Source organism: Acinetobacter sp. UBA1297, assembly GCF_002307755.1.
In the GTDB taxonomy this organism is placed as follows: Bacteria; Pseudomonadota; Gammaproteobacteria; order Pseudomonadales; family Moraxellaceae; genus Acinetobacter; species Acinetobacter radioresistens.
Genome location: NZ_DBUF01000015.1, coordinates 46,943 through 60,222 on the forward strand (window position 1 = coordinate 46,943; position 13,280 = coordinate 60,222).

At 45.0% G+C, this 13,280-nt stretch carries 12 protein-coding genes; all 12 read right to left on the reverse strand.

The window, feature by feature from the left end; all coding sequences use genetic code 11:
* Positions 1-11: 11 nt before the first annotated feature.
* A complete protein-coding gene (locus B3R63_RS07180) occupies positions 12-1,307 on the reverse strand; it encodes an MFS transporter (RefSeq protein WP_005406307.1) in 1,296 nt (431 codons plus the stop codon).
* A 299-nt stretch (positions 1,308-1,606) separates the two neighbouring features.
* On the reverse strand, positions 1,607-3,019 hold the full coding sequence (locus B3R63_RS07185) for an OprD family outer membrane porin (protein WP_286729430.1): 1,413 nt from the start codon (positions 3,017-3,019) through the stop codon (positions 1,607-1,609).
* 18 nt (positions 3,020-3,037) lie between these two features.
* Entirely contained in the window at positions 3,038-4,396 is a 1,359-nt protein-coding gene (locus B3R63_RS07190; RefSeq protein ID WP_111281399.1) for an aromatic acid/H+ symport family MFS transporter, read from the reverse strand.
* Between the two features lie 268 nt (positions 4,397-4,664).
* Positions 4,665-5,441 (reverse strand): 3-oxoadipate enol-lactonase, encoded by a 777-nt coding sequence (gene pcaD / locus B3R63_RS07195; RefSeq protein WP_286729434.1) that lies wholly within the window; start codon positions 5,439-5,441, stop codon positions 4,665-4,667.
* Between the two features lie 20 nt (positions 5,442-5,461).
* Positions 5,462-6,664, reverse strand: coding sequence for a 3-oxoadipyl-CoA thiolase (gene pcaF / locus B3R63_RS07200; RefSeq protein WP_286729436.1), 1,203 nt, complete (start codon positions 6,662-6,664; stop codon positions 5,462-5,464).
* A gap of 45 nt (positions 6,665-6,709) precedes the next feature.
* Positions 6,710-7,363, reverse strand: a complete 654-nt coding sequence (locus B3R63_RS07205; protein WP_286729438.1) for a 3-oxoacid CoA-transferase subunit B — start codon at positions 7,361-7,363, stop codon at positions 6,710-6,712.
* An 18-nt stretch (positions 7,364-7,381) separates the two neighbouring features.
* Positions 7,382-8,068, reverse strand: coding sequence for a 3-oxoacid CoA-transferase subunit A (locus tag B3R63_RS07210; protein ID WP_248131926.1), 687 nt, complete (start codon positions 8,066-8,068; stop codon positions 7,382-7,384).
* A 30-nt stretch (positions 8,069-8,098) separates the two neighbouring features.
* Positions 8,099-9,319, reverse strand: a complete 1,221-nt coding sequence (gene benE / locus B3R63_RS07215) for a benzoate/H(+) symporter BenE (RefSeq protein WP_005026182.1) — start codon at positions 9,317-9,319, stop codon at positions 8,099-8,101.
* A gap of 65 nt (positions 9,320-9,384) precedes the next feature.
* Positions 9,385-10,167: a benzoate diol dehydrogenase BenD gene (gene benD, locus B3R63_RS07220; RefSeq protein WP_248131922.1), complete on the reverse strand. Its 783-nt coding sequence runs from the start codon at positions 10,165-10,167 to the stop codon at positions 9,385-9,387.
* 17 nt (positions 10,168-10,184) lie between these two features.
* Complete coding sequence (benC, locus tag B3R63_RS07225) at positions 10,185-11,201, reverse strand: benzoate 1,2-dioxygenase electron transfer component BenC (RefSeq protein WP_286729442.1); 1,017 nt, start codon at positions 11,199-11,201, stop codon at positions 10,185-10,187.
* Positions 11,202-11,274: 73 nt separating this feature from the next.
* Positions 11,275-11,784, reverse strand: a complete 510-nt coding sequence (gene benB, locus B3R63_RS07230) for a benzoate 1,2-dioxygenase small subunit (RefSeq protein WP_101160666.1) — start codon at positions 11,782-11,784, stop codon at positions 11,275-11,277.
* Positions 11,781-13,163 (reverse strand): benzoate 1,2-dioxygenase large subunit, encoded by a 1,383-nt coding sequence (gene benA / locus B3R63_RS07235; RefSeq protein WP_286729445.1) that lies wholly within the window; start codon positions 13,161-13,163, stop codon positions 11,781-11,783. The genes benB and benA overlap by 4 nt, the downstream gene beginning before the upstream one ends.
* Positions 13,164-13,280 lie beyond the last annotated feature (117 nt).

Below are 13,280 nucleotides of genomic sequence, written 5' to 3' on the forward strand. Positions count from 1 at the left end.
ATATGTATTAATTAGTGGTCATGATGAAGATATTCTGGTTCTTTTGGTAGTGCAAAACTACACAGGAAACAGATAACAAGCATGACAATAACATAAACGAAGAAAGTATTTTCAAACCCTGCTTCTTTAAATTTTAAAGCAACGGCAGGAGCCGAGCCTCCAAATAATGCATTACCTACTGCATAAGAGAAACCGACACCAAGTGCGCGAACATGGGTCGGGAACATTTCTGCTTTAACCAGGCCACTAATAGACGTATAGAAGCTTAGCAGCATCATCAGGAAAATAAGCAGGAGCGTTACGATTACAGGTGAGTAGCTGAAGTGTCGCATCCCGACAACCATTACTGGATAGATAAAGATAGCACTGGTGGCACTAAACAGCAGCATAGAGGCCCGTCGTCCAATCCGGTCGGAAATCATACCGAATATCGGCTGCGCCAGCATAAATACAAATAGGGCACAGGTCATCATAAAACCGACAGTCTTGCCATCAATACCGATATTGGTTAGGTAGGTTTTTGAATAAACAGTAATAACATAGAAAGTTAATGAACCTGCCGAGGTATAGCCAACCACCAGTAAAAAGGTTTTCCAGTGTTTTTGAAATAATGCACGCAGGCTACCAGACTCTTTACGCTCACTGTCTTCATGTGACAGAGTTTCTTCAAGACGGCTACGGGCCAGCAAAGAAATAATGGCGGTAATACCCCCGATGACGAACGGTATACGCCAGCCGCCGTCCATTAACTGTTGTTCACTCATAAAAGCAAGCAGGATCACACCCAGCAGACTCGCTAGAAGTTGACCGCCGGAGAGGGTGACATACTGAAAAGAAGCATAAAAACCACGCTGGCCTTTTAATGCAATCTCGCTCATATAGGTTGCAACCGCTCCGTACTCGCCCCCAACCGATAAACCTTGTAATAGTCGAACCAGTAATAATAAAAATGGAGCTGCCATACCTACCTGTTCATATGTAGGCAGTAAGGCGAAAAGGAAAGAACTGATAGCCATCAAACTGATAGAAATAACCATCGACTGTTTACGGCCCCGGGTATCAGCAATACGGCCAAAAAGCCAGCTACCGATTGGACGCATAAAGAAACTTGCCGCAAATACTCCCCAGACATAAATACCCTGTGCGGTAGAAGTCATATCTGGTGCAGTAAGTGCATGCTGGAAATACATGGCAAAAACAGCATAAATATAAAAATCGAACCATTCCACCAGGTTACCGGAGGAAGCCCCGACAATTCCCAAGACCCGTTTGCGTTTTTCTTCTTTCGTATATATGACTTCACTCATCTAGATATCCTTATGGCTATGCCAGTTGTACTATTTGCTAGATAATCATTATTTAAAATATATAAATGATCGTATTTTCTCTTCTTCTATATAGGAAGAAGATATACACAGTAGTTAGCATTGGCAATTATAGAGATTAAATATTAAAAAGTAGCCATATGAGAAATTTTAGTAAATATATGGGCATTAATTCGGCATTTTTATTATAAATATAAAAAGACTTTTAATTACAGGTAAAAAAACAAGCCCTAAAATATGAAATTTTAGGGCTTCTGGCTTTGAAGTATATTTAAGCAAGCTTAAAATTTCTTGGTGTAATTTACAAAGAACCGGTTCTCGGTAAAGTCATTACCGTATTTGACGTCGTAATTAATCAGAATATATTGCAGAGCTACACCCTTCAGCGCAGGCTGCTGGAATGCATAATTTACAATAATATTTGACTCACTTTCCTTGTTTTCTCGGCCATCTGCGGTTTTAAAGTCATTGCCATATACATACTTCAGTGTCGTATTCAGGCCCGGTACATGGTCTTTAAAATCATAACCGTAGATAAAGTGATATGACTTTTCATCTTGCTTGAAGAAACCGGTGGTATTCCAGTTAATAAAATAAGTTTCTGGCAAGAAACCGTCTGGAAGCGGGTAAGCAGACTCACCAATAATTTGCTGGTAACCGATACCGAAGCTATGATTTTTAATCTTGAGAGTTTCTAGTAGACCTACATTTTGTGCATCTATGTCAAAATTATTTCCGGTATCTTGAGCATTAAAATATTTAAAGCGTGAGTTAACTGAAAACTCTGGCTGTTTCCAGGTATGATCCAGGCCAAGGTAATGCTTGTTATATAGATTTTCCAGATTACCAAAATAATATTCTGCTTTAAGATTTGGCATGATCTGATAACGCAGGTCAATATAGTTTAGGCCATCAGAAAATTCGGTTACGCCGTTTGAAGTAAAAGAAAACTTGCGGAAGTCTTCTTCATTGCGTGGCGAAACCTTGGTAATGCGGCCAATTTCCAGATTTAACTGGTCGGTCAGTTGTGATTTAAGATTAGCTCCCCAATAGGACGTCAATAGTTGCCGGCTGGCATCTACGGCAGTAACCGGTAAATCCAGCCATAACTCACCCAAACTGAGCAATGTTCTGTCATAACCCAGTTTTAAGGTAGCGCCATATTTTAAAAAGTCGCGTGCTTGCGTTTGAGTTACCGGATTAAAAGGTAGAACAGTATCGGCAACGTGTTTGTCTGAACTTAAACGTACCGCGTACTGTACTGAGGCATCTGCACCAATTTTGACGGGCAGTCCTGCAATCTCAAGTGGGGTGTCAATCATTCTGGATTTATAGAACAAAGAAGCAGACTGTGACCAGCTGCCGGTATCTTTTAAATCAGAACGTTCAAAATTACGATCAATATATGCATTTTTTAAGGTAAATTTCCATTCATCTTCAACTGGAAAAAGTACAGGTAAACTTGAAGCAGCAGTAGAAGCTTTGTTTTGCTGTACGGGACTTCCTGCAATATTCTCTGGAAGCGGTGTACTCTGATGAACTGCTGTATCCTGATTACCTGGCGGAGATTCAGCTGCCCAAAGCGGTAGAGATGCCGTAAATGCTGCCAGCATAACCCCTGAAGAAACTGCAAGATGTTTAGTTTTTAATTCATTCATAGAGTTTAGTTCCATTTCTTGAAGTAATGTGCCCATCCTGGGCACATAAATAAGTTAAGTATTTAATGAGGTCGTTGTATTTAAAGGTGGAGCAGGGGTAGCAGTTACAGATACTTTTAAATTGACCAGAAAAATTGCTAGGGCAGCAATAATACCGGGAATAGCAATCGCTAAAAAGTTCATCTGATGTGGTAATTCCAGTGTAAGTAAGGCACCTGTTAATACAGGTCCAACAATTGCACCAATCCTGCCTATACCGGATGCCCATCCCAAACCGGTTGAACGTACAGCTGTTGGATAAAACTGTGCGACAAAAGTATAAAGTAGAATTTGCGAACCGATGGTTGCCGCACCAGCAATCGCAATCAAGCTATACAGCACAAATTGCGGGCTGTTGAAACCTAGTAAGATCAGGGCAAGAGCACCTAATATAAACATGGTAGTAATGACAGGTTTCAGATGGAATCTGTCTGCCAGTACTCCACCACCAATTGCTCCTACCATTCCCCCGATATTTAAGGCAAACAGAAACAGCATGCTGGCACCTAGTGAATAGCCCGCTTGCAACATCAGTTTTGGCAGCCAGCTTCCTAAAGCGTAGACCATCAGTAGACACATGAAAAAGGCTATCCAGAACATGAATGTACTGAAAGTACGTCCACGCTGAAATAAGGCACGAACAGGTGCACCCTGATGATCAATGTTTTCATTTAAATAAAGTTCAGTCTCAGACCCTACAGCTAGCTGAGGAGATAGTTTCTGAACAATATTTTTAGCTTGTTGCTCGTCTTGGGACTTGATCAGGAATGCAAGAGATTCAGGCAGAAGTTTCCAGAGTAAAGGTAAAAACAGTAAAGGAATACCCGCTATGTAAAACATAATCTGCCAACCATGATCTTTGACTAACCAGGCACCAAGTAAGGCAGATACCATACCGCCAATGGCATAACCACTAAACATGATTGCGACTAAAGTACTGCGAATTTTCTTTGGTGCATATTCTGTCATAAGGGCTACAACATTTGGCATAACCCCCCCGATACCTAACCCGGCAATAAAGCGTAATATTGCAAATTCGACAGGACCACTGGCAAAAGCGCCTATAAAAGTAAAACCACTAAACAGTGAAACACAGATTAAAATAGTTTTCTTGCGGCCCAGTTTGTCAGACAGCGTGCCAAAAATCATGGCACCAAACATCATTCCAAATAATGCTGCACTGGCCAGTAAGCCTGCTTGTACTGCCGATAATGACCATTGCTGCATTAATAGCGGTAGTGCGACCCCATAAATAACCAAGTCATAACCATCAAAGATAATAATGATCAGACATAAAATTAATACCTTCCAATGAAAAGGCGTAAATTTCGCATAGTCTATAAGATCATGAATATTGATCTGACTTTTATTCATTCTTCACCTCCAATCTGTGAAGTACTGAGTAATTATGCTGATAAATTAGGCGGTAGCTTGTATTAAGTCAAAAACTTAATCAGTATATATTTATGTAATAAAGGTATGACTAAAACTTATTATTTAATTATTTGATCTTAAAAATATTTTATAGATAGAGTAAAATAAAAATGTATAAAATTATTTTAACTTAATAAAAATTTTAATAAAAAACCGGATAAATTAATTTATCCGGTTTTGAAATTTAAAAAGAAAATGAGATTTTAAATTATCTTATAAAATCTGAGATTATCTGATTAAATATTTCAGGCTGTTCAATATTTGAAATATGAGAAGCATTTATTTTGGCAAGTTGAGCATTTGGAATACGCTCAAGCATAAATTCAGCATCTTCTACGGTAGTGACCGGATCTGCTGTACCTGCAATAATTAATACTGGCACTTTAATCTTTTTAAGCTGATCACGTAAATCCGCTTTAGCCAGAGCCTCACAACAGCTTGCATAACCTTCGGAGCTGCCAGCTGCCAGGTCGTTACTCAAGTGCTTTACAATTGCTGTTTGGCTCTGGATAAAGGGTTCGGTAAACCAGCGTGAAGCAGCAGTTGCAGCAATAGGCTTTAAGCCCTGTTCACGGACCAAACTGGCGCGTTCCAGCCAAGCCTGTTCCTGTCCAATTTTTGCTGCTGTATTGCATACTACAACGTGATTAAAGCGTTCAGGATAATGGATCGCAAGCCATTGTCCTGTTAGGCCGCCCATGGAAATTCCACAAAAGCTGGCGGTTTGTATTTTAAGGTGGTCAAGCAGATGAATAACATCCAGACCTAATTGTTCAAGCGTATAAGGACTTTGAGGTGCAGAGGAGCTGCCATGGCCGCGTGTGTCATAGCATATGACAAAAAAGTGAGCTTTGAAGTAATCCAATTGCTGCTGCCACATACTCAAATTAGTTCCAAGCGAGTTGGAAAAAATCAGTGCCGGCTTGTCTGTATCGCCAAAAGTCTGATAGTGCAGGGCAACATCATTTAAAGTAAATGTTGGCATTATAATTTCCTTGAAATTGTTTAAACCCGTTCAATAATCATGGCAATACCCTGACCAACCCCGATACACATCGAACACAGCGCATAACGGCCATTACTCTGCTCCAGCTGATTGAGTGCAGTGGTCACCAGCCGCGCTCCCGAAGCACCCAGTGGATGACCTAGCGCAATTGCACCCCCATTCGGATTCACCTTGATACTGTCATCCGGCAATCCTAAATCCCGGGTGCAGGCCAGTGCCTGTGCCGCAAATGCTTCATTCAGCTCGATCACATCCATCTGCTCAAGACTCATGCCCGTCTGGTCCAGCAGTTTCCGGATGGCCGGAGCCGGGGCAAAGCCCATAATCCGGGGTTCAACGCCTACCGTGGTCGCCGCAACAATTCTGGCACGCGGCTTGAGCTGGTACCGGGCAACAGCCTCATCTGAAGCCACCAGTACTGCGGCTGCACCATCATTAATTCCTGAAGCATTGCCCGCAGTGACCGTGCCTTCTGCCTTGACTACAGGTTTAAGCCGGGTCAGGCCCTCAAGCGTGGTTGAGGCACGTGGATGTTCATCGCTATCAACCACTACTGCTTCCCCCTTACGCTGTATCGTTACCGGGGTCAGCTCGTGTGCGAAGAAACCTCGCTGCTGGGCGGCAGCCGTGCGCTGCTGGCTGGTCAGGGCAAAGCGGTCTTGGTCTGCCCGGTTAATGCCAAACTGCTCAGCGACATTCTCGGCAGTTTGTGGCATGGTTTCAACACCATACATTTCTTTCAGCTTGGGATTGATAAACCGCCAGCCCATGGTGGTGTCTTCAATCTTCTGGCTGCGGCTAAAAGCCGATTCAGCCTTGCCCATGACAAAGGGCGCACGGGTCATGCTTTCTACCCCACCGGCAATGACCAGATGGGCTTCTCCGGCCTTGATGGCACGCGCTGCCATGGCGATGGTATCCATGGACGAGCCACACAGCCGGTTAACCGTCGTGGCTGGTACCTGATATGGCAGACCTGCCAGCAGGGCTGACATGCGGCCGACATTACGGTTGTCTTCACCCGCCTGATTGGCACAACCATAGATCACATCATCGAGCTGGTTCCAGTCCACGCCCGGGTTACGCTGCATCAAGGCCTGAATCGGTACGGCACCGAGGTCATCAGCACGGACGGCTGCCAGACCGCCGCCATAACGGCCAAAGGGAGTACGGATGGCATCAACAATATAAGCATTCTTCATGGGTTCTGACCTTCTATTCTCTGCTGCATGGGGACAGTGAATCTATCAATTTGAGGTGGCATCAAACAGGCGGGCACCGGTCAGTGACTGCAGCTCGTCAAAAGACAGCCCGTCGACTTTCTCGATGACCTTCAGACCTTCCGCACTGACATCAATCACGCACAGGTCGGTATAAATACGGTCAACACATTTCAGGCCGGTTGCCGGGTAGCTGAGTTCGGCTACAATTTTCGGTTCACCTTTTTTGGTGACATGGTCCGTGGTTACAAATACTTTCTTGGCACCTACAGCCAGGTCCATCGCCCCACCAACTGCCGGGATGGCATCTGCTGCTCCGGTATGCCAGTTGGCCAGATCACCATTTTCAGCCACCTGAAAAGCGCCGAGTACACAAATATCCAGATGACCACCACGCATCATGGCAAACGAGTCTCCGTGATGAAAAAAGGCACCCCCTTGCAGCATGGTGACGTATTCCTTGCCGGCATTGATCAGTTCCGGATCTTCTTCACCCGCTGCCGGTGGCGGACCAAAGGCCAGCAGGCCATTTTCCGAGTGCAGGAATACATCCTTGTCTTCTGGCAGGTAACTGGCAATCTTGGTCGGCAGGCCAATACCCAGGTTGACATAGGCACCATCCGGAATATCCTGGGCAACCCGGGCTGCAATCTGGTCACGGGTCAGTTTGGTATAGCTCATCATATTCTCCTTGGCGGCTTATGCGTGGGTATTCGGGCTCGATGGCGTGACTGCCACGACATGCTGGACAAAGATTCCCGGGGTCACGATATGTTCCGGATCCAGTGCACCCAGCTCTACCACCTCGGAGACCTGGGCAATGGTGACCTCGGCTGCCATGGCCATAATCGGACCGAAGTTGCGTGCAGATTTACGGTAGACTAGGTTGCCCCAGCGGTCACCCTGATGAGCCTTGATCAGGGCGAAGTCAGCCCTGATCGGGTTTTCCAGCACATAGTCCTTGCCTTCGTGGTGCAGGGTAGGCTTGCCTTCGGCCAGCAGGGTGCCGAAGCCGGTAGGTGTATAGATGGGTCCAAGGCCCATACCGGCCGCCTGGATACGGCAGGCCAGATTACCCTGCGGAACCAGCTCCAGTTCGATCTTGCCGGCACGGTAGAGTTCATCGAAAACCCAGGAGTCGGACTGGCGCGGGAAGGAGCAGATGATTTTACGTACAGCACCTGACTTGAGCAGTTTGGCCAGACCATAATCACCGTTACCGGCGTTGTTATTTACAATGACCAGATCCTGCACGCCAAGCTCGATCAGGCCATCAATGAGTTCAGCTGGCTGGCCGGCTGTACCGAAGCCGCCAATCATGATGGTAGAGCCGTCTTTAATCTGTGAAAGCACTTCGGCTAAGGAAGTCCTGCTTTTATCAATCATAATATGTCCTAGTCAAATAGATAACCTGTTTCAGCTTTTTGAGCTTTGCGTAGAAGCCACAGCAGCCGTAATTGGCTCATGTTTACTCAGTACCAGATGTGCAATTACACCAATACAGATACCCCAAAAAACCGAGCTAAGGCCCAGAAAATGCATGCCAGAGGCAGTGGCTAAAAATGTAATCAGCGCTGCATCCCGCTGAGCATCATTTTTCATTGCCATACTAATATTGGTGGCAATCGCTCCTAATAATGCAAGTCCTGCCAATGCAGCTACCAGTTCCTTGGGTAACAAACTAAAAAGCATGACAATACTGCCAGCGAACAGACCGCCCAAAATGTAGAAAATACCGTTGGCGATCCCAGCAATATAACGCTTGTCTTTAAGTTCATGGGCATCTTTACCCATACATAATGCTGCCGTGATTGAAGCCAGTACAATAGTGATACCCCCTACACAGGCCACAGCAAGAGAGGCAATACTGGTAACACTGATAATCGGTTTGGCCGGCGTGTCATAGCCGCTCAGTTTCATAATTGCCATACCCGGTAAAAACTGTCCGGACAGGCTGACCAGAATCAGTGGAATAGTCAGGTTTAATGTGGAATTCCATGACCACTCAGGCATGATGAATTGTGGAATGGCAAGGGAAAAATTCATTTCAACCGGATTCATTTTTCCAAGAATCAGACTTAAACCGATGCCAGACACTAAAACCCAGATCATTGCATAGCGTGGACTTAAACGTTTTGCGACCAGATAAACCCCTAGCATGCCAAATACAATGATGGGCATGCTATCTGTAGCTTTAAACAGTCCCAGACCGAACTGGAATAAAATCCCCGCCATCATGCCAGCTGCTACATCCTGAGGAATCCATTTCAATAATTTATCAAAATAGCCAGTGGCACCGATGGCAAAAATTACTAATGCAGAAGTGATATAGGCACCTACTGCCTCATTTAGGGAAATATGAGGGAATAACGTGACCAGCAGGGCAGTTCCCGGAGCAGACCAGGCAGTAATTACCGGAGTTTTATAGCGTATGGACAGGTAAATTCCTGCAACTGCTGCACCGATCGAAATCCCCCAGATCCATGAAATCATCATGGCACTAGAAACATTAGCCTGTTGTGCCGCCTGGAAAAAAATAATTAAAGGACCTGAATAAGAAATCAGCACGGCCAGAAATCCTGCGACAGTTGCTGAAATTGACCAGTCTGCTTTTAATGTCCTGAACAGGGTTGCCATTGCGCATTCGCCTCCATGCAATTAAATTCAATGATCCTGTTGAATCTTTTTATATAAGATCAGGTCTAACCCTGATCACCTCCACCTACCGGTATGACACTGCCGGTAATATACGATGACTCGTCAGAAGCCAGAAAAACAATGGCATTTACTTGTTCCTGAATAGTTCCATAGCGGTGCATTAAAGACCGGTCAATCGTCTGGTCAACCACTTCCTGCATCCAGTGTTTTTCAGCATCTGAAATTGGGCTGTCATTCCGGGGCACTTTCCGTGGCGGTGCCTCAGTTCCGCCTGTCGCTACAGCATTGACCCGGATTCCATCTTTGGCATGTTCAAATGCTAAAGATGCCGTCATGGCATTTACACCACCTTTAGAAGCGGAGTAGGGAATACGATTAATACCACGGGTAGCGATAGAAGAGACATTAACAATAACACCGGACTGATTTTTAATCATTTCTGGTAAAACTGCACGACAGCACCATAAAGTCGGGAAAAGTGAACGGTTTACTTCCTTGATGATTTCCTCTTCAGAAAATTCCTGAAAAGGTTTCATCCAGATGGCACCACCCACATTATTGATCAGTACATCAACACGACCATAAGTTTCCACTGCTTTACTCACGACTGCCTGAGCACCGGCAAAAGTTTCCAGATCTGCCTGAATGGTGACAGCGTTACCACCCGCCGCTTTAATTTCGGCTGATACTTCTTCTACATAGTCAGAGCGGTCTGCCATCACTACCTGAGCACCTTCTGCCGCTACATGCAAAGCTACTCCACGACCAATGCCTTGAGCTGCCCCAGTAACAATGACTACTTTATTATTAAATCTTTGCATATTCATAAGCTTCTCCACAGAGATTAATTTGCAGAGAATTTTTCAAACAGGAAGTTTGCAGGTTTGACACCTTCAGCGTCCAGCCAGCCGCGTACTGCCTCGACCATTGGCACTGGTCCGCAAAGATAAATATCTACATCACCGCTATTTAACCAATCATGATCAATATGATTGGTCACATATCCCTTACGTTCATGCAGGCTTTCCGGGTTAGCTACAACTGTGCAGTATTCAAACCACGGAAATTTTTCCTGAAGCTCATCAAGTTTTTCAAGAGCCACCAGATCAAAGTCATTGGTTACACCAAAAACCAGACGTACAGGCTGTTCACAGCCCTTTTCTTCCAGTACCTGTAGCATTGACATGAACGGTGCTATACCTGTGCCGCCTGCCAACATGAGAACCGGGCGGTTAATATTACGCAGGTAAAAACTGCCAAATGGACCGGTAAAACTCATCTTGTCGCCCGGTTTTACAGTTTTGCTTAGAAACTCGCTCATTTTGCCATTGGGCACATTACGCACAACAAAACCAGTCAGGCGATTGCCCGGTTTTGAGCTAAAAGAATAGGAACGGGTTTCCGTAGTTCCCGGAATCTCAACATTAACATACTGCCCAGCCAGAAAATGAATATCTGGCTGGCCTTCATCAAGTTTAATATCAAATGTAATTGTCGAGTCAGACAGGTTTTCAACCCGTGATAGAGTACCCTGAAATTTATGGATTTCAGTTTTACATACATCTGAAGATGCCTGGATCTGAAATACGGCATCTGAAGTAGGGCGGCACTGACAGGCCAGAATATAACCTTCTTCGGCTTCTTCCGGTGTAAGTGCATCTTCAATATAGTTTTCTTCTGGCATGTCATAGCTGCCAGATTCACAGAACGCACGACATGTACCACAGGCGCCATCACGGCAATCCAGAGGAATATTGATTTTTTGGCGATAAGCTGCATCTGACAGAGTTTCACCCTGAGCAACACTGATAAATCGGGTAACGCCATCTTCAAATTGAAGTGCTACATTGTGGTTTGACATGGCTTGAATCCTGCAAAAATATTAAAACTGGAGCGCTCAGCCAACATTCCGTTTGGCTGAGATTTGATACATGTTAGATATGGTAGATATCAATGACTTGATTGATATAGTCGTTCTTAAGCACTACATATTTGCTCAGGATTTTTGCTTCACTACCTGAAAAATCAATCATATAACGTGACATACCAAAATAGCTGTAGCTGGTTTTATAACGGTAACTCAAAGTATTCCAGTTAAAACGTACCGTGACCTTGCCGCCTTCACGTTCAACTATTTCAATATTTGAAATATTGTGACTGGTACGGGTGTCAGGCATGGTGGCACTTGAACGTTCTGTTTTAATCCGGAAAATCCGGTCTTCAAGTCCTTGACGGTCAGGGTAGTAAATCAGGGAGATTTCAGACTGCGGGTTTTCAGTGAGTTTGTCATCATCATCCCAGGCAGGCATCCAGAAAGAAGCTTCCGGTGCATAGCAGGCCAGCCATTCATCCCACTGTTCATCATCCAGAAAACGGGCTTCTTTAAAAAGAAACTGGCTGACCTGTTCCAGTGTTACGGTTTCGAGGTTCGCTGTTGCATTCATGCGTTCTCTCCTTGATCAGCCAGCGCCTTTTCTGCTGCAATAGCTTTCTTCATCTCATGTAACCAGTGCTGATGCTGGGCCAGATACAGCCCTTCATCTTCAGTTTTAATACCGGAAAGTTTCGGTTTTAAACCAATTTCATTAGCTGCATCATCTGGTCCTTGTACCCAGTGCTTAGATCCACGGCACATATCGTTCCATTCCAGTTCAATGCCGGCATATCCTGCTTGACAGGCACGGAATTCTTCTAGGTCATCCGGAGTTGCCATGCCAGAAGCATTGAAGAAATCTTCATACTGGCGAATGCGGCGTGTACGGGCTTCAGGTGATTCACCTTTAGGGGCGATACAGTAAATGGTTACTTCAGTTTTATTTACTGCTAGGGGACGTAATACCCGGATTTGTGAGCCAAACTGATCCATCAGGTAGACATTTGGATACAGACATAAATTTCGTGAGCGTTCAATCATCCATTTGGACATCGCGGCGCCATAACGCTCGGTGTATTCTTCAGCCTTGCTGTAGTTGGGACGGTCTTCCGGATTGGCCCATTGGGTCCAGAGCAACATATGGCCATTTTCAAAACCATAAGAACCCCCACCTTGCTTGCCCCATGCGCCTGCACTCATGGCCCGAACATTATCACCAGCCTGTTTTTCCTTGCGTTGCTGGGTTGTCGCGGCATAGTTCCAGTGCACGGCAGAAACGTGGTAGCCATCGGCTCCGTTTTCTGCAGTAAGCTTCCAGTTCCCTTCATAGGTGTAAGTCGATGCACCACGCAGAATTTCCAGTCCTTCATCAGACTGGCCAACAATCATATCAATAATTTTGGTAGCTTCACCCAGAAATTCTTCAAGAGGGGGTACATCAGCATTTAAACTGCCAAACAGGAAACCCTTATAGTTTTCAAAACGTGCCACTTTCTTTAGGTCATGTGAACCGTCTTTATTGAAACAGTCAGAATAACCTGCATCTGCCGGATCTTTTACTTTAAGCAGCTTACCAGAGTTATTAAATGTCCAGCCGTGGAATGGACAGGTATAAGTGGCCTTGTTGCCGCGCTTGTAACGGCAAAGCTGTGCACCGCGGTGCGAGCAGGCATTGATCATAGCATTCAGTTCACCGGTACGGTTACGTGCAATGATGATCGGCTGACGGCCAATATGGGTAGTGTAATAGTCGTTATTGTTCGGAATCTGGCTCTCATGTGCCAAGTATACCCAGTTGCCTTCAAAGATATATTTCATCTCTAGATCAAACAGCGCCTGATCTGTAAAGACTGAGCGGTGAAGTTTAAATTCACCAGTTTCAAAATTGTCTATAAGTAATTCATCAATACGGTCAAGGTGACTGGTATTGATTACAGGAATACGTGGCATGTCCGTTCTCCGACTTTCCAAATTTGTGGAAGCCACCGGGTTTAGCTAAAAAGAGCTGAACCCGGTATCTCTATAACGCTTAAGCGCTTGCGCGGCGTCGTTCAACTTCGCTAGAAG